The organism is Alteromonas sp. Cnat2-8 (genome assembly GCF_022348355.1).
Taxonomy (GTDB): Bacteria; Pseudomonadota; Gammaproteobacteria; order Enterobacterales; family Alteromonadaceae; genus Alteromonas; species Alteromonas macleodii.
In genome coordinates this window covers 341,746-359,449 of sequence record NZ_JAKREX010000005.1, presented here as the reverse complement: position 1 = coordinate 359,449, position 17,704 = coordinate 341,746, and the positions used below count along the sequence as shown (strand labels likewise).

Genomic DNA, 17,704 nt, shown 5'->3' with positions numbered 1-17,704 from the left:
TTTTCAACGACTTCACCCGAATCTTAAGGCGTTAGTGCATCTATCACTTTTACAAATATTCGATACTCATCTTCAGTGATATTTTCCAAACGCTTATTTTGCCAAGCCACAATTTTAGGCAACAGCGCCCGATAGATTCGTTCTCCTTCCACTGACAATGAAATTAATGTGGCCCGATTATCTCGCTTGCTCACACGCTTAACGATAGCATCTCGCTTAACCAATCGCTCCAGCGCTCGCGAAACCTGCACTTTATCTAGTCGTGTTGCAATAGCGATTTCTTTTGCCGTTAGCAGTGATTTTGGCGAGCTTTCATTTCGGCCGCCTAATGTGGCTAAAATTCGCCACTCTGGTTTAGTAAGTTTATATTCTGCATATTCTTTTGAGAGCGATTCACTTAAATCGCTCGCAAGCATGGCTACCTTGTAGGCAAGCATATCTTCTAGCTGCATGTTTTAAGCCCTTATCACTGTATTACTCTTGCTATTTTTTCTTCTGCGACCGCCCTAAAAGCCATGGTTGTTTTTCATTTACCTTAGGCGTTACTTATACCCACAGTGTCGCTACCATCGGTCGAGCGTTCAGGCGCGTTCAACATTAACCCAGGTAACTCTCACAGCTAATATCGTGCATTAAAAACACGCAATACGTGTAACCTTGTAATGGCCCTCACATAAAAGGTGTAAAGCTAGCGTACCAAATGACGTTGGCTCCATTCCCTCTACTCGCCCACGGCCATTGATTTACATTTCATTTACCTCTAGCCTAAACCACATAGTTTCATTTGTAACTACTTTATTTAGCATTCATCTGTACAGCCACATCGATGGCCGCCTGTGGGAGGGTTTATGGATAATTTGTCGTATTTAACGGGTTTTAATAACGAGCACGAGACAGAGGCACTGCCGGGTGCCCTTCCTAAAGGCCAGTTCAGCCCACAAAAAGTGAATTATAAGCTTTACGCTGAACAGTTTAGCAGTACAGCATTTACTGCCCCACGAGCAGAAAACCGCCGCAGCTGGACCTATCGTTTACGCCCCTCTATTGCCATGGGCGACTTTGAAAAAATTGAAAACGGCCTGGTAAAAACAGCACCTGAGTCTGATGTCCATTGCCCTCCGAATGTACTTAGGTGGGATCCTGTTCCCTTACCAGACAAAGACGTTGATTTTGTAGACTCGCTTGTAACCATCGCCACTAACGGTGACGCTAAAGCCCAAGTAGGTATGGGCATTCACTGCTACAGTGCCAGTGCTAATATGCAAAATCGTGTTTTCTACTCATCAGACGGAGAAATGCTTATTGTCCCCCAGCTAGGTGACATGCTGATCACCACTGAGTTTGGTAGACTCAACTTGTCTGTAGGTGAAATAGCCGTTATTCCTCGTGGCGTTCGTTTTTCGGTTAACCCTATTAATGGGCCAATTCGCGGATATATATGCGAAAACTACGGTCATCCTTTTGTGCTGCCAGAGCGCGGCCCGGTAGGCGCGAATGGCTACGCGAACCAGCGTGATTTTTGCTATCCCACGGCCTGGTTTGAAGATAATGAGACGCCTCACACTTTGGTAAACAAGTTCTGTGGAAATTTGTTCGAAGCAAAACTCGATCACTCTCCCTTTGATGTGGTGGCTTGGGTAGGTAACTCTGCCCCTTATAAATATGATTTGTCCCGTTTCAACGTTATGAACACCGTAAGTTTTGACCACCCGGATCCGTCTATATTTACCGTGCTTACCTCACCATCTGAGCTGGAAGGTACGGCGAACGTTGACTTCGTTATTTTCCCTCCAAGGTGGATGGTTGCTGAAAATACTTTTCGCCCACCGTATTACCACAGAAATATTATGAGCGAGTTTATGGGGCTAATTGAGGGGATGTACGACGCCAAAGAACACGGTTTTGTGCCCGGCGGCATGAGCCTTCACAACTGTATGACTCCCCATGGCCCAGAAGCTGAAGTATTTGAAAAAGCCTCGAACGCCGAGCTTTCACCGCAGCGTTATGAAAACACGCTGGCGTTTATGTTTGAATCTCGCTATGCCATTGCGCCAACGGAGTTCGCTTTAAACAGTGATATTCGTCAACGAAATTATTTGGCGTGCTGGAAAGGCCTTAAAAAGTACTACGATGGTGAAAAATAAGCGCCCTGGGGTTTGTAACGTTACACGTACCGATACCTAAACAAGCAATTGTACTGATTTTTGAACACTACCGACAAGCATCAACTTTGCTTAATAGCATTTATTTTCAAACAGTTAGGGGAATTTAGCTTTCCCTAACTCAGCATCTCATTCACGGGTGAAAACAAAACGTTACAGCTTTGCTTTCCATGCCCAAAATCCTTGAACTCGACACCTATTGCTTGCTTTTTCACTGCGCCCTTACAATCAGGTAACAATTATAAAATGTGATTTACGTTGAGGATGTATCGCTATGGCTGATTTGTTTGAAAACCCTATTGGTTTAGACGGGTTTGAATTTTTAGAGTTCACTGCGCCGAAAAAGGGCATGTTGGAACCCATTTTTGAAGCTATGGGCTTTACCCTTGTTGCTCGCCACAAATCAAAAGACGTGGAATTATGGCGTCAAGGCGACATCAATTTATTAAGTAACTACGAAAAGAAATGTCATGCAGCCTATTATGCCGAAGAACACGGTCCATCAGCGTGTGGTATGGCATTCCGCGTTAAAGATTCACAGCACGCATATAAAGAAGTGCTTGCCCGCGGTGCTCAGCCTATGGATACCCATACCGGTCCAATGGAACTGAAACTTCCTGCTATTAAAGGTATTGGCGGTGCGATGCTTTACCTTATAGACCGTTATGAAGGCGAAAATACCATTTACGACATCGACTTCAATTGGATTGAAGGCGTTGATCGCCATCCTGAAGGATGTGGCTTCCATACGCTCGATCACCTCACCCATAATGTGTACCGCGGCCGCATGAATTTCTGGGCAGGGTTCTACGAAAAGCTATTCAACTTTAAAGAAATTCGCTATTTCGATATTAAAGGTGAATACACGGGTCTATTATCGAAAGCAATGACTGCACCAGACGGTAAAATTCGCATACCGCTAAATGAAGAGGCGGTTGGCGGTGGTGGCCAAATTGAAGAGTTCTTAATGAAGTACAATGGTGAAGGTATTCAGCATATCGCTTTCGCTTGTGACGACCTAGTGGCGTGTTTAGACAAGCTTAAAGCGAAAGGCATGAAGTTTATGACGCCTCCACCAAATACCTACTACGATATGCTTGAAGAACGTCTTCCTGGGCACGGCGAAAACGTAGATGAGCTACAAAAGCGCGGTATTCTATTAGACGGCACAACGGAAAATGGTGAGCCTCGCCTACTGCTTCAGATATTTTCTGAAACCGTTTTCGGCCCAGTATTCTTTGAATTTATCCAACGCAAACAAGATGAAGGTTTCGGCGAGGGTAACTTCAAGGCACTATTTGAGTCGATTGAACGCGATCAGGTAAATCGCGGCGTGCTAAACAAGTAAGTAGATAGCTAACACAATACTAGGGCAGCAAGTTTCGTCACTTGCTGCCTTTTTCATAAAGCGCGCACGCAGCGCCGCTTGGGTCAATAATGACACAAAAGCTGTCTTTTCCGTGATGACGTATATCACCCGCCTGTTTTCCACCTTTGGAAGTAACTTCTTTCAAAGCAGCATCTAGATTTTCTACGGTAAAGTAATTAATCCATCCGCTTGGGTACTGCGCGTTTACACCCTGCTTATGACAAATGCCGCCCACAGGTGTGCCGTCGGCTTTCATCATGACATAATCATTGTAGCCACCCATATCTATGGGCTCTTTCTTCCATCCCATCACCGCTTCATAAAAGCTGACAAGTTCGTCTGCGTTTTCTACCGTAATATCGCACCATGAAGAATCTGACATTGTCTCTCCCTCTGTTTTTTGTTTAGGGCTGTTGTTTTGTTAGGGCTCTATTTATGGTTGAGGCATTTTTTCTAGTCAGCGCTCTTGTTCTGGTTAGAGATCAAATACCCAGTAAGCTACATAACTGATAAGCGCAATGCCCCATTGCTTCAATAAGCAAAACCCAAGACTAAATTAACTACTAACAGTAGTACCTTACTGAATATTTGTTAACTAATAGATCATTTTAATGTACCGATGTTTTAAAGGTAAAAAGGCTTGAGTCTATTGACCTTTGCTGTACATCAAAGATCAACATGGCCAAAAGAGTTCGATCATTTGAATCTCGCGTTTTAGTAATACGCAAATTTCTGAAAAAAGCCATGGTTGTCAAGCTAAGAAATTGCAAAATTACAAAACATTTTTTATTTTAGTTGTAGACATGGCCTGTGGAAAATGCTTGTGAAATTGAGAATGTTATCCACTGAACATTGTTTGTACAGTTTATTTATCCCTTATAATACAAATAGTTACAGCAAAGCCCCAAACTACTCAACAAACTTATCCACAGATTAAGTGGATAACACGTAGCACTTAATCACAGTTAGTGGTTTAATGTGAATATCTTCGAAGTTATCTTTTTTTCGGTTTCTCATGCCCAAACAAACACTTTTAGTCAGAGAATCTTTGTTTACCATTCACAGCTTGGATCCTGAAACCAATATCCCCGCATCTGTACTTAATAGCCCTCTTTTTTTCTTAGGTAAAACAGAAGATGAACTATCTATTGTTGTGCCTGACTCGGTAGACGTACCGTCACTAGATAGTGATGAAGGTTGGCGTGCACTTGAACTGTTAGGGCCTTTGCACTTGTCCATGGTAGGGATCATGGCCCAAATCGGCCAAGTGTTAGCATCAGCAAAAGTGGCTATATTTGTGGTATCAACCTTCGACACTGACTTCTTTTTAGTAAAAGACAATAAACTAAAAGATGCCATTAGTGCGCTTAAGAAAGCTGGCTATTCGGTAAGTGAGGACGTTTAATACCGTGAATGCTAAGCAACTACAATACGCACCAGACAGTTTTACCAAGCAGTTTGTAACTTTAAGCCCATTTTCAGGGCAAGTGGTTTCACTCTCACACATTGACGATCCCTATTATAAAAGTGGCCTTATGGGGCCTGGTGCAGCAATAAGCTCAACATCAAATACTGTCTTATCGCCTTTCGCTGGAAAAGTATTAACTGTTTCCCCGCTAGATTACGCAATCGACATACAGTCTAGCGCGGGCCTTAAATGCAAGATTAAATATGGTGGCGATACTAGTCATTTGCATGGCGCACAATTCGCCTGTTCTTTGAAGCGGGGCGATGAAATAAGACTTAAACAAGTACTTTTTACCGTGAATGCTGCATGGCTAAAGCAGCGCGGTGTTAGCAATACCTGTTCAATGACGTTGCTTAATGCAAATGCGCTTATCGGCGTGGTGCCTACGCATCAAAAGTTTGTCGAAGCGGGCGAAGATACGTTGTTGACACTTTACCTCTAAGGCCTGTTGACCTAATTGTAAAACAGGCTTTCAGCCCTGAGTGATTTACTATTAAAAATCATCGCAAGTGAGTTTATCAACGTATCAACAGCTTGTATGATGGAGCACATTGAAAAACAAAAATGTACAGGCGCACTGTTTTCGGGCTATTGCGGTTTTCTATTTTATCTAGCTCTTCGAAACAGCGCCACTTAATGGCACTGTTCTAACCAGCGTCTTTCATTTACAAACAACAAAGTAGTACGGAATAAATCACCATGAGCACAATCCTTTATGGGATCCCAAACTGTGACACCATTAAAAAAGCAAAAAAATGGTTAGCAGACAACGATATCGCTTTCACATTTCACGATTACCGCAAGGACGGGATAGATAACGACTTTCTTGTACGAGCAGAGTCTGAGCTTGGCTGGGAAGCAATGCTCAACAAACGCGGCACGACCTTTCGCCAGCTAGAAGAGCAAGAGAAAGCGAATCTAGATAAAGATAAAGCACTGGCCCTGCTAGAGCTTCATCCTGCCATGGTTAAACGCCCTATCCTTGTTCATGACAACGCGTTTTATATTGGCTTCAAACCCGCGCAGTATGAGGACATATTTTGTTAAACGACTCTGTTATTGAAATTGCTAAACAATTAATAAACCGCCGTTCTGTAACGCCAGAAGACGCAGGTTGCCAAGAAGCCATGGGCGAGTTTTTAGGTGCTTTAGGGTTTAATAATGAAACCATGGTATTTGAAGACACGACGAACCTTTGGTCTCGCAGAGGTAAAGAAGGCCCGGTATTTTGTTTCGCAGGCCACACTGATGTAGTGCCTAGTGGCCCTGAGTCAGCATGGAAAACACCGCCATTTACCGCGACAGAAGTTGACGGCTATCTGCATGGGCGCGGCGCAGCTGACATGAAAGGCAGTCTTGCCGCTATGCTAGTAGCCACCCGCGAGTTTGTGAACAAATACCCTGATCACAAGGGAAGTATTGCGTACCTTATTACTAGCGACGAAGAAGGCCCTTTTATAAACGGTACCACCCGCGTTATTGATACCCTTGAAGCCCGCAACGAAAAAATTGATTGGTGTATTGTTGGCGAACCCTCTTCAACCGACGAAGTAGGCGATATTGTTAAGAATGGCCGTAGAGGTTCATTAACGGGTGATTTAGTAGTAAAAGGTATCCAAGGCCATGTCGCCTACCCTCATTTAGCTAAAAACCCTGTTCACAGTGCAATGGCGGCCCTTGACGAGCTAGCTAAATCTCATTGGGATAACGGGAACGACTTTTTTCCTCCCACCAGCTTCCAGATATCAAACATTCACGCGGGTACAGGTGCGGGCAATGTGATCCCGGGCGAGATGCACGTTTGCTTCAACTTCCGTTTTTCAACGGAAGTAACCGACCAAATTCTCATTGAGAGAGTCACGGCAATTTTGGAAGCCCACGAACTGGAGTACGAGATTAAATGGACGTTTAACGGTCAACCTTTTTTGACCGATACGGGTGCCCTGTTAGAAGCCACTCAAGGTGCAATAGCGGCGGTTAAAGGAACACCTACCGTGCTGTCTACTGCTGGCGGTACATCAGATGGTCGCTTTATCGCGCCAACAGGCGCACAAGTGATAGAGCTAGGCCCGGTGAATGCCACTATTCACAAAATTGACGAGTGCGTGAAAATGTCTGACCTTGAACAGCTTGCTGATATGTACTTCGGTATCTTAGAACGCTTGCTGGCTAAATAGCCGCTATTGATGGTTATGAATCAAGTGCCAGAAAAAGCGTGGTTGGGCCAGCACAACGACTATCTCGTTGATGCTGGCAACGGCCATAGACTGCATCGCGACGTGATATCGCCGTTTCTTGCCATGCAAGATGCTGCGCAAAAAGACGATATAGACTTACAGTTGGTCAGTAGCTTTCGAGATTTCGACAGACAAACTGCCATTTTTAACCGCAAATGGGCAGGTCAAGCACAGCTTCTTGATACCAACGGTGATGAACTGCCATTCGAGGCACTAAGCGATAATGAAAAGCTTCATGCTATTTTGACATGGTCAGCACTTCCCGGCGGCAGTCGCCACCATTGGGGCACTGACATCGATGTGTACGACAGAGCTACCGTGCATAACTGGGGGGGCAAGTTTAATCTTGTCGAAAGCGAATACCTTTCTGGCGGACCGTGCCATGCCCTTTCATGTTGGCTAGCTGACAATATGGAACAGTTTGGCTTTTATCGTCCTTTTTCTGTTAATAGGGGTGGCGTCGCAGTAGAGCCATGGCATTTAAGCTTTCGAAACACAGCGTGTGCTTTCGAAAATGCCAGGCACTTAGATGGCTTTACGAAAGCCATCGAACAAAGCGATATAGAAGGAAAAACTTGTATTTTGCCACAGCTACCTAGCTTGTATAATCGCTACGTATTGAACAAAGGGCTGTAGCCTACGGAATTTTTATGAGTACTACCTGGGTCATCATCATTATTGTTTTAGTGTTGGGCGTTGTGATTGGGAATATCACGCTGCTTAAATACAGTGCTAGATTTAAATTTCCGACACCTTCTAAACCTTATGATGATAGTGACGACGATTCAAACAAGGACAGTGAAAGCGCGAATACATCCGTTAAAGACCAAGATAAAGACAGCAACACCCCTATGAAATAACCCTATTCTGATAGCGTCAGTCGTGGCATTTTAATCGAAGCCTAAGTAAAGCTTTTATAATTCGAGGCTTTTATAATTCGAGGCTTTTATAATTCGAGGCTTTTATAATTAGAGGCTTTTATAATTAGAAGCTTTTACCCATTGTTTATGCCGAAGCGGGCACTTGAGTATTAGGGCTCTCAATTATTCATTCACAAATCACTTTTCACATTTAAACACACTCTAAGAGGTTCTAGACGTGTCTAAAAAACAATCCTTACTGGGCAATATCGGCGTACAAGTTGTCATTGCTATGATTATTGGCACCGCTGTTGGCGCCTTTATGGGTGAAAGCGCTGAAATGTTCGCACCACTAGGTGCCATTTTTATCAATTTAATTAAAATGCTGGTCATTCCACTGGTGGCAGTAGCGCTTATCTCTGGCGCTGCGGGGCTTGGCAACAGCACTAATGCAGGAAAAGTGGGGCTATCTACCCTTGCTTATTTTGCGTTAACGTCAGCACTTGCCGTAACACTGGCCCTAATTATGGGTGAAGTGTTTAAGCCAGGAATAGGTATCGACGTTTCTGCGGTAGAAGGTATGTTCTCTGGTGAATACGCCTCTAAAGGTGAGTTACCTTCATTTTGGGCTACCGTTACAGGTATGATCCCCACCAACGTATTTGCATCGTTAACCAACGCAAACATTCTTCAAATTCTGGTGTTTTGCTTGTTCTTCGGCCTCGCCCTGTCTAAACAGCCTAAAAAGAACCGTGAGCCTATTTTAAATGGCGTGAACACTATCGTTGATGCCATGGTATGGATGATAAACTGTGTGATGAAAATCGCGCCTATCGGCGTATTTGGTTTAATGGCAGAGGCCGTAGGAACATTTGGTTTTGCCGCGCTCATGGTGGTATTCAAACTCTTCTTGGTATTTACTGCGGCAATTTTAGTATTTGGTTTTGTGGTTTACCCCCTTTTGGTACAGCTATTTACAAAAACGTCGGCTAAATCATTTCTCGTGGCTATGAAAAAGCCTCAGGCGGTAGCTCTTTCGACCGCGTCATCCATGGCGACACTGCCGGTTACTATGAATACAGTAGAGAATGAGCTAGGTGTAAGAAACGCAACGGCATCTTTTGTACTGCCGTTAGGCGCCACCATCAACATGAGCGGAAATGCCATTTATTATGGCTTGGTAGCGGTGTTTTTTGCGCAGCTTTTCAATATAGATTTATCAATGGGTGCATATGTTGCCATCGTCCTAACCTCTACCCTTGGCGCGGTTGGTCAAGCGGGCGTTCCTGGGCCATCATTCTTGGTCGTTGCGGTGTTGCTTGCTGCCGGCATTCCCATTGAAGGTTTACCCCTGCTATTTGCCTTGGACAGAATTTTCGACATGATCCGCACTGCGCTAAATATTACCGGTGATGCAGCATGCGCAGTGATCGTAGATACGATTGCCATTGATGCTGATGCTGTTGAAGAGCAAGCAATAGAAAATACGGCCAAATAAAGCCTAGTCTTATAGATAGAAAAGGGCAGCAAAGCTTTTTGAAACGCTTAGGCTGCCCTTTTTTGATTGGATTGTGTCGCTTTTTGCTTACCGCTATTTTAATCGGCACTTAATTGATAAACGTTAATTCACCAAAGCATACGCCCTTCATAATCTTATAAAGGGGTTGTTTTCACCGCGGTACCGCTAATGCTCACCATAAGCATACTGCCTTTATCGCCAATCACTTGATAGTCTAAGTCGATGCCAACCACAGCATTGGCGCCCATGCTTCTCGCCTCGTGCTCAAGCTCAGTAAACGCTAACTTACGTGCGGTGGTTAACTCTTCTTCATACGACCCAGAACGACCACCCACGATGTCGCGAATAGAAGCGAAAAGATCTTTAAATACGTTTGCGCCCATCACGGCCTCGCCCACAACAATACCGTAATAAGCTTCAATTTTATGCCCTTCAAGCGTTGGGGTAGTTGAAACAATCATGCGTAACTCCTTTTAATGTGAACTGTTTATTTGTCGCTATTAAGGGCGTGCGCCCTCTAGCTGTTGTTTTCGAACCACTGCTTAACAGACTTAACAAGTGCCTGAGCATCGTTAGTGTTATACGCCACTGCTGGCTGGTTGCCCCACACAGGTTTTGGCCACGCACAATCATTTTCAAAACGTGCAACGTGATGAACATGAAGCTGCCTTACCACATTGCCTAGTGCTGCCACATTAAGTTTAAGTGGTGAAAACAAGGACTGCATGGCTTTTGATGCCAATGCAGACTCTTTGAGTAAAGTAATCTGCTCTTCTTCTGACAAATCGATAATTTCCGCAATATCATTTTTCATCGGCACTAAAATAAGCCACGGAAACTGACTATCGTTCATTAACAGTACACGACACAGCGAGAGATCACAGACAAAAAATGTATCATTGTGTAAACGGCTATCAAGTTTAAACATCTAGCTTATCCAACGTAGTAGGTACAACGGTTAATAAGGCGCGTTGCCCAATGGCCACTTTTGCATTCGGGAAAACAATGGCTTCGCCGTCCTGCTCTGCTATGTACTCTTTACCCGGTTCAGAAGCCAATACCGTGCCTTTAGGGTAGTCAGTGAAGTTTGGCGTATCGTCATCGAAATGAAGCGTAAACTGTTCTTCGTTTCGGTTTATAACTTGGTTCACGCGATAAATATCAAGGTCATCCATATCAACCGTAGGCGCGTACTCGGTTTGAGTAATTAACTGCGTTATCGCTTGTTTCGCATCTTCAAATCGACGCATATCGTTTTGCCCGAATGGACGCACCTTGCCAAGTTCAACCGTAAACGCGTGCGCGTTGTATTGATATGACGAGAAATAGCTAAAGGTGGTTGTCGAGCTTTCCGACAGTAATATGGTTTTCACACCACACGCGGCAAGAAATGCCAGCTGCCCTTTGCTGTGTATTCTGTCATGAAGATAAGGATATACCGCAAACTTTTCATTTTTAGAGGCGCGAATTGCTGTGTGTAGGTCGTAGTGATATCGGGTGCCCTCACCCGCTTCGAAGAAAGACGCCACAGCATCTTCGAGCTGTTTAGCACGAACGCGCTCTGCGTTCACTAAACCTTCGCCCTTCGAGTGTGCACCGCTAAACAAGCGGTTCATGTTCTCTTCAACGAAACGCTCTGCAATATCCATCGCGGGCAGGTTGCCAAATAAGAACAAAACATCATGTGCCAGCGTTATGTTCCCTGTAAGGATCCCCTTAACCAAATCATCACAGATTTCGATAGGTGCGGTTTCATTACCGTGAACACCACACGATAAAACAATGCGTTTATTAGGCTTAGAGGTTGGCTGAACTGAAAAACTAATAATGCCAGGTGCGGTAATATCGACGAGCGTACCATTAGCTAATGTAAATTGATGAGAGCGTTCAAATAATGCGGAATTACGGCGAGAAAGTGTTAAAAATTGGCCGCTTTCGATAAGTTCTTGCATAAGTGTGAGCTTTGTCTACGTTGTCTAATCTCGAATGCTTCCAGTGTACCCAGACAGGCCTTCAAAATCACGTTATCTCACTGTTTAATTCCCACTAGCTGTAAGCATTGAACAACGCAACTAAAGATTGCCGCACTTTCAGATACTACGCTTGAGCGCGTCTAGGCGAGTTGCCGATAATTATCTCTTGTTGGGTAAGCTGTACGAAATCATCGAATGGAATGGCGCGAGAGAATAGGTATCCCTGCCCTTGTGTCACCCCTATTTCTCTGAGTATGTGAAGCTGCTCTACGGTTTCTATGCCCTCGGCTACTACACAGCACTCTTTTGCATGCCCTATCACTTTCGCCGCTTCGATAATGGCGCGATTAACAGGGTAAGCTTCAAGTTCCATCACAAAAGACTTGTCGATTTTCAGCGCATCCAAATCCAGATCTCGAATATAAGCAAGATTTGAATACCCTTTACCAAAATCATCTACAGAAATAGATACGCCTAAGCTTCGCAGCTCATCTAACTGCTTTTTCACCATTAATGAATTAGACAATGCCACGTCCTCGGTAAGCTCCAGCTCAATTAACGAAAGCGGCATTGAATAGGTACGACTCAGCATCGTCAGGGTTGGAACTAACTGGTTGTCGTATAACTGTGTGGGAGAAATATTCACAGACAGCATTAAAGACCGCTTCATTAGGTCCAATTCCGAGAGCGCCCTAAAGGCTTGCTCAAGCGTCCAGTAGCCCAGTTCACTCATCATATTATACGACTCGGCCGCTTCGATTAGCGGACCTGGAAATAAGACGCCATCAAGAGGGTGATTCCAGCGAAGTAAGCACTCAGCCCCCACTACTTCTAGCGTTGTCAGATCGACTTTTGGTTGATAGTAAAGCTCGAGTTCATTTTGTGCTAATGCACGTTTTAAATCTGCCTTTAGCGCCAAACTTCTGCCCGTGTCGGTTTTGTCTGACTTAGTCAACGCGAAGTAATTTTCGTATTTGTTTTCTTTTGCTTGTTTTAAAGCCGTTTCCGCTCGGGAAACAAAGGAAGTGATATCAAAGTCATTCTTAATACTGCACACCACACCTACGTTAAAGTCTGCAATAAAAGCCGTACCATCGTAATGCATTGGCGTTTTGAAATGCTCGACTAAGCGTTCGAACATTTGTCGCATTACGGTTTCATTACTTTCATTGGGAAAAACGATGCCAAAAACATCACCACTGATACGGCCAATCGATACCGCAGTTCCAAATAGGAGTTGTATGCGGTTGGCTATTTCAAGTAAAAAGCGATCGCCTACATGAATGCCCAGACTGGTTGTCACATCAGAAAAACGCACTACATCGACCAGCATCAATGAAATAGAAGCACTGCGAGACGCTTGCTTCGAAATGCTATCGATAAACGCATAGCGATTGGGAATGGTTGCCAGTGATGTGTGTTGGCTCATGATGTTTTCCTTGAGCTTTACGCTTCGAGGTACTAAAAACAACTAGTTATATAAAACCATGGCGCTACGAAAGGCGCAACGACAGTAACGTATTATTTTGTATACCGTCTTATACTTTTGTACAACATTAGCCTAATATTGGACAAAAAACATGGCTGTAGTACTTATTTCTGGTGACGTTAAGAACAAACTGTGCCGTATTTTGAACCCAATACGAAACAATGAAGAAGTATTTAGAGGGTAATAAAAAACCCGGCGAGTGTACCACTGCCGGGCTATTTCTTTACGGTTCTGCGATTAGCTTTCAATCTTACACGGTGAAAGTTTCCAAACGCGTTCTACGTAGTCACGAATTGAACGATCTGAGGTAAATTTACCCATCTTCGCTGTATTGATGATGGCCATTTCTGCCCAACGCTCTTTGTCGCGGTATGCAGCATCAACTGCAATTTGTGCATCAGAATAAGCACGGAAATCTGCAAGCACCATGTACGGGTCACCGTTATCAAGTAAGCTTTGCTTAATTGACACCAATGCACCTGGTTTACCTGGCGTAAAGTAATCCGTTTCTAACCAATCCAGCACAGCTTTAATTTCTGGATCTTTATAGTAGTAGTCATGTGGGTTATAGCCATTCGCTTTAAGCTCGTTCACTTCTTCTACTGTAAGTCCGAAGATAAAGATGTTGTCATCGCCCACTTCTTCAGCAATTTCAACGTTTGCACCATCAAGTGTACCAATAGTTACCGCACCGTTCAGTGCAAGCTTCATATTACCGGTACCTGATGCCTCTTTACCTGCCGTACTGATTTGCTCAGATACGTCTGCCGCTGGAATCATTTTTTCAGCGAGTGATACACGGTAGTTTGGTAAGAATGCTACTTTAATCTTGTTGTTTACGCGCGGATCGTTGTTGATCTTATCCGCTACCTTGTTAATAGCGAAGATAATATCTTTCGCAAGCTTGTAGCCCGGTGCGGCTTTAGCACCAAACACAAATACACGCGGGTGCATATCGTAATCAGGGTTTTCTAGAATACGACGGTATAACGCCATAATATTCAGAAGCGCTAAGTGTTGACGCTTATACTCGTGCAAACGCTTAATCTGCACATCGAAAATGGCGTTAACGTCTACTTCTATATCAAGTGACTTGCGAATTTCCTCTGCTAGCAACTCTTTGTTCTCAAGCTTCACTTTCATGAATTGCTTCTGGAACGTTTTATTGCTCGCAAATTTAGCTAACCCTTGCAGTTTGTCTAAGTCGCGCGGCCAGTCTTCACCAATCTTTTTATCGATTAGCTTAGACAGCGCTGGGTTACAAGCTTTCAACCAGCGGCGTGGTGTAATACCGTTGGTTACGTTAGTTAGCTTACCTGGATACAGTTCATCGAACTCTGGGAACAGAGACGACTTAACAAGACGAGAGTGCATTTCTGCCACACCGTTAACGGCAAATGAACCGATTACCGACAGGTGGCCCATACGAACCATCTTCTCGTTACCTTCTTCAATGATTGAAAGCTTAGCTTTCATGGCATTGTCGCCAGGCCACTTCTTATCAACCTCTGCCATAAAGCGGTGGTTAATTTCATAAATGATTTCTAGATGACGAGGAAGGATCTTCTCAATCATGCGCGCTGGCCACTTTTCAAGTGCCTCTGGTAGCAAGGTGTGGTTGGTATATGCAAATACTTTTGTACAAATGCCCCACGCTTCATCCCAGCCAAGCTCTGCGCGGTCAACAAGAATGCGCATTAGCTCTGGTATAGAAATAGCTGGGTGCGTGTCGTTTAGCTGAATAACAACCTGATCGGCGAAACGGCTCCAATCGTCACCATGAGCACGCTTGTAACGACGGATAATGTCTTTAAGCGAGCACGAGCAGAAGAAGTACTGCTGAATAAGACGCAGCTCTTTACCCGCTTCGGTCTCATCGTTTGGATAAAGTACTTTTGAAATCGTTTCAGCTGATACATTTTCACGCTGTGCATCAACATAACCACCCGCATTGAATACGTCCCAATTGAAGTAGTCAGACGCTTCTGACTGCCACAACCGCAGTACGTTTACGGTTTTACCTTCGTAGCCTACAACCGGAATGTCCCACGGCACACCTTTAACAATTGAGCCAGGGTGCCATTCTTTTAGCACTCGTCCGTTGTCGCCATATTTAGTCTCTACATAGCCGTAAAGCGATACTTCTTGAATAGATTCTGGACGGCAAATTTCCCATGGATTACCGTAGTCACGCCAGCTATCTGGACGCTCGATTTGCGCACCGCTTTTAATTTCTTGGCGGAACAAACCGTGCTCGTAATGAATACCATAACCTATTGCAGGTAATTCCATGGTTGCTAGTGAGTCGATGAAGCAAGCCGCTAGTCGGCCAAGACCGCCATTACCTAGCGCCATATCAGGCTCTTCTTCAAGAATGTCTGAAATTTCAACACCTAGCTCTTTCAACGCGCCACTAGCTACATCGAATAGGCCAAAGTTTTGCAGGTTGTTTGAAAGCAAACGGCCCATTAGGAATTCAGCAGAGAAATAATGAACGGCGCGCGTGTCGTTCAGGTAATGACTTTTCTGGGTTTTGCGCAACCCTTCAAGTACTTGTTCTTGAATTGCAGCGCACGTTGCTTTCCACCAAGCGTGATTGTTTGCTTTGTTTTCGTCGGTGCCTAGCGTGCAGTGTAAGTGTTTAATAACCGCTGCTTTGAATGCAGCCTTATCGATCACTGGAGAGGGTTGCGTCTTGGTCGCTTTTGCGTTCATTTTGCGTCTCACTCTTAAGTAGAAGCGGTGTTTACACACCGAAAACGTAATTTAATTACAGAATAACTTCAGAATATGACAGCAATATAGCAGCGCTTAAACGATTATGTTGTAACAATTTTGTTAAAATAACAAAAAATCGCATGAATTCGTATGCATTCATGCGATTTTTAACATTGAATTTACAAAAAGGGATTTAAAGTGATTTATTTTTGTACTTATTTGATTATTTTTCCGACTAAGGCTTCGGCTTCAGCAATTAGATCCTGTAAGTGGCTTTCACCGTTAAAGCTTTCCGCATAGATTTTATAAATTTGTTCGGTGCCAGAAGGACGCGCTGCGAACCAGCCATTTTCTGTCGATACTTTAACGCCACCAATTGCCGCGTTATTACCTGGCGCATGGGTTTGAACGGCAGTGATAGGCTCGCCCGCCAACGTATCGCTAGTGACGACAGATGCATCCATCGCCGAAAGCTTTTGCTTTTGTTCAAGGGTTGCTGCCACGTCAACACGGCTGTAAACCGGCGCTGCAAATTTTTCCGTTAGCGCTTTGTAGTGCTCGCCAGGATCTTTGCCTGTGATGGCTAGGATTTCAGCTGCCAGCAAACAAAGAATAAAGCCGTCTTTGTCTGTCGCCCACGTGCTTCCATTGCGTTCAAGAAAAATCCCACCAGCACTTTCTTCACCCGCAAAACCAATAGTGCTGTTTGATAAACCATCAACAAACCATTTAAAGCCTACCGGCATTTCAGCTAAAGGCTTACCTAAGCTGTTAGCTACGCGATCAATCATACTGCTAGACACCAGTGTTTTACCGATATTTAAATCGCTAGGCCATTGTGGGCGGTGAGTATAAAGGTAGTTAATAGCCACGGCCAAATAATGGTTTGGGTTCATTAGGCCCGCACTTTTGCACACAATACCGTGACGATCGAAATCAGGATCATTGCCCCAAGCTAAGTCAAAGTTATCTTTCAGCTCGATAAGCCCTGCCATCGCATAGGCAGACGAACAATCCATACGAAGCTTACCGTCTTTGTCACGGCGCATAAAACCAAACTGTGGGTCAACCGCGTCGTTAACAACGGTAATGTCCAAGCCATATTTATCTGCAATTCGCGACCAATAACCTATGCCTGCACCACCTAATGGGTCAGTACCTAACTTCAAGTTAGCTTTTGCAATCGCTTCCATGTCGATAACGCTTGCAAGGTCTTCAATGTAAGGTTCCATGAAGTCTTCTTCACGAACCAATTTGCGCGCGGTAGCTTGACGAATATCAATGCGCTTAACGTTTTTATTGCCATCGGCAATTAATTCATTAGCGCGTTCTTGAATTTGTTTGGTTACATCACTATCGGCAGGCCCACCGTGAGGCGGGTTATACTTAAATCCACCGTCTGAAGGAGGGTTATGAGAAGGCGTAATGACGATACCATCTGCCTTGTCGGTGTTACCTGCGCGATTGTAGCGAATAATAGTACGTGAAATAACAGGTGTCGGCGTATAGCCCATGCTTTCATTGTCTGCGCGCTGCACGACAACATTGACACCGTTTGCACACAAAACTTCGATAGCGGTAATCATGGCAGGCTCAGATAACGCGTGGGTATCTTTACCAACGAACAGCGGACCGTCGATACCTTCTTGTTTACGATACTCTACCAATGCTTGGCAAATTGCACTGATGTGGGTGTCGGTAAACGTAGCGTTGGAAGCTGTACCTCTGTGACCTGACGTGCCAAAAGAGACCGCTTGACCCGGGTCATTCATATCCGGTTTATAGCTGTAATACTGGCTCACTAACTGCGCTACGTTAATGAGTTGCTCTTTTGCTGCATGCTGTCCAGCCTGCGGATGTAATGCCATGAAAAAAATCCTTATTTAGAAGTTTCGTTGTTCTATACCTT

17 protein-coding genes are annotated in these 17,704 nt (G+C 44.4%); 9 read left to right on the top strand and 8 right to left on the bottom strand.

Annotated features, from left to right (window positions below):
* Nucleotides 1–23 precede the first annotated feature (23 nt).
* A complete protein-coding gene (locus MHN00_RS15190) occupies nucleotides 24–452 on the bottom strand; it encodes a MarR family transcriptional regulator (protein ID WP_239301642.1) in 429 nt (142 codons plus the stop codon).
* 396 nt (nucleotides 453–848) lie between these two features.
* Here MHN00_RS15190 and hmgA point away from each other — a divergent pair, with 396 nt between their 5' ends.
* Nucleotides 849–2,144, top strand: coding sequence for a homogentisate 1,2-dioxygenase (hmgA, locus tag MHN00_RS15185; RefSeq protein ID WP_156086207.1), 1,296 nt, complete (start codon nucleotides 849–851; stop codon nucleotides 2,142–2,144).
* 292 nt (nucleotides 2,145–2,436) lie between these two features.
* Nucleotides 2,437–3,510, top strand: coding sequence for a 4-hydroxyphenylpyruvate dioxygenase (gene hppD, locus MHN00_RS15180; RefSeq protein ID WP_014949049.1), 1,074 nt, complete (start codon nucleotides 2,437–2,439; stop codon nucleotides 3,508–3,510).
* Between the two features lie 37 nt (nucleotides 3,511–3,547).
* Here the strand turns inward: hppD and MHN00_RS15175 are convergent, their stop codons facing one another.
* Nucleotides 3,548–3,913: a VOC family protein gene (locus MHN00_RS15175; protein ID WP_014976174.1), complete on the bottom strand. Its 366-nt coding sequence runs from the start codon at nucleotides 3,911–3,913 to the stop codon at nucleotides 3,548–3,550.
* Between the two features lie 633 nt (nucleotides 3,914–4,546).
* On the opposite strand from MHN00_RS15175, the gene MHN00_RS15170 reads away from it, so the two are divergent.
* The 7 genes from MHN00_RS15170 (at nucleotide 4,547) to MHN00_RS15140 (ending at nucleotide 9,594) form a co-directional block, all read left to right on the top strand.
* Nucleotides 4,547–4,936 carry an ACT domain-containing protein gene (locus tag MHN00_RS15170; protein WP_014949047.1) on the top strand — a complete coding sequence of 130 codons (390 nt, stop codon included), beginning with the start codon at nucleotides 4,547–4,549 and terminating at the stop codon, nucleotides 4,934–4,936.
* Nucleotides 4,937–4,940: 4 nt separating this feature from the next.
* A complete protein-coding gene (locus MHN00_RS15165) occupies nucleotides 4,941–5,441 on the top strand; it encodes a PTS glucose transporter subunit IIA (RefSeq protein ID WP_239301641.1) in 501 nt (166 codons plus the stop codon).
* A 257-nt stretch (nucleotides 5,442–5,698) separates the two neighbouring features.
* Nucleotides 5,699–6,046, top strand: a complete 348-nt coding sequence (locus MHN00_RS15160) for an ArsC family reductase (RefSeq protein ID WP_239301640.1) — start codon at nucleotides 5,699–5,701, stop codon at nucleotides 6,044–6,046.
* Nucleotides 6,040–7,176 carry a succinyl-diaminopimelate desuccinylase gene (dapE, locus tag MHN00_RS15155; protein WP_239301639.1) on the top strand — a complete coding sequence of 379 codons (1,137 nt, stop codon included), beginning with the start codon at nucleotides 6,040–6,042 and terminating at the stop codon, nucleotides 7,174–7,176. Before MHN00_RS15160 ends, dapE begins: the two co-directional genes overlap by 7 nt.
* A 9-nt stretch (nucleotides 7,177–7,185) precedes the next feature.
* Nucleotides 7,186–7,872, top strand: coding sequence for a M15 family metallopeptidase (locus MHN00_RS15150; RefSeq protein WP_239301637.1), 687 nt, complete (start codon nucleotides 7,186–7,188; stop codon nucleotides 7,870–7,872).
* A gap of 14 nt (nucleotides 7,873–7,886) precedes the next feature.
* Nucleotides 7,887–8,096, top strand: coding sequence for a DUF2897 family protein (locus MHN00_RS15145; protein WP_014949042.1), 210 nt, complete (start codon nucleotides 7,887–7,889; stop codon nucleotides 8,094–8,096).
* Between the two features lie 238 nt (nucleotides 8,097–8,334).
* Nucleotides 8,335–9,594 carry a dicarboxylate/amino acid:cation symporter gene (locus MHN00_RS15140; RefSeq protein ID WP_039225652.1) on the top strand — a complete coding sequence of 420 codons (1,260 nt, stop codon included), beginning with the start codon at nucleotides 8,335–8,337 and terminating at the stop codon, nucleotides 9,592–9,594.
* A 155-nt stretch (nucleotides 9,595–9,749) separates the two neighbouring features.
* On the opposite strand, the gene MHN00_RS15135 is transcribed toward MHN00_RS15140, so the two are convergent.
* The 6 genes from MHN00_RS15135 to pgm form a co-directional block, all read right to left on the bottom strand.
* Nucleotides 9,750–10,076 carry a heavy metal-binding domain-containing protein gene (locus MHN00_RS15135; protein WP_014949040.1) on the bottom strand — a complete coding sequence of 109 codons (327 nt, stop codon included), beginning with the start codon at nucleotides 10,074–10,076 and terminating at the stop codon, nucleotides 9,750–9,752.
* Nucleotides 10,077–10,132: 56 nt separating this feature from the next.
* Complete coding sequence (locus tag MHN00_RS15130) at nucleotides 10,133–10,543, bottom strand: HIT domain-containing protein (protein WP_014949039.1); 411 nt, start codon at nucleotides 10,541–10,543, stop codon at nucleotides 10,133–10,135.
* Nucleotides 10,536–11,567: a succinylglutamate desuccinylase gene (gene astE / locus MHN00_RS15125; protein WP_101564059.1), complete on the bottom strand. Its 1,032-nt coding sequence runs from the start codon at nucleotides 11,565–11,567 to the stop codon at nucleotides 10,536–10,538. The genes MHN00_RS15130 and astE overlap by 8 nt, the downstream gene beginning before the upstream one ends.
* Nucleotides 11,568–11,712: 145 nt before the next feature.
* Complete coding sequence (locus tag MHN00_RS15120) at nucleotides 11,713–13,017, bottom strand: bifunctional diguanylate cyclase/phosphodiesterase (RefSeq protein ID WP_239301636.1); 1,305 nt, start codon at nucleotides 13,015–13,017, stop codon at nucleotides 11,713–11,715.
* A gap of 297 nt (nucleotides 13,018–13,314) precedes the next feature.
* On the bottom strand, nucleotides 13,315–15,792 hold the full coding sequence (locus MHN00_RS15115) for a glycogen/starch/alpha-glucan phosphorylase (RefSeq protein ID WP_014949036.1): 2,478 nt from the start codon (nucleotides 15,790–15,792) through the stop codon (nucleotides 13,315–13,317).
* Between the two features lie 218 nt (nucleotides 15,793–16,010).
* On the bottom strand, nucleotides 16,011–17,663 hold the full coding sequence (gene pgm / locus MHN00_RS15110) for a phosphoglucomutase (alpha-D-glucose-1,6-bisphosphate-dependent) (RefSeq protein ID WP_101564056.1): 1,653 nt from the start codon (nucleotides 17,661–17,663) through the stop codon (nucleotides 16,011–16,013).
* Nucleotides 17,664–17,704 lie beyond the last annotated feature (41 nt).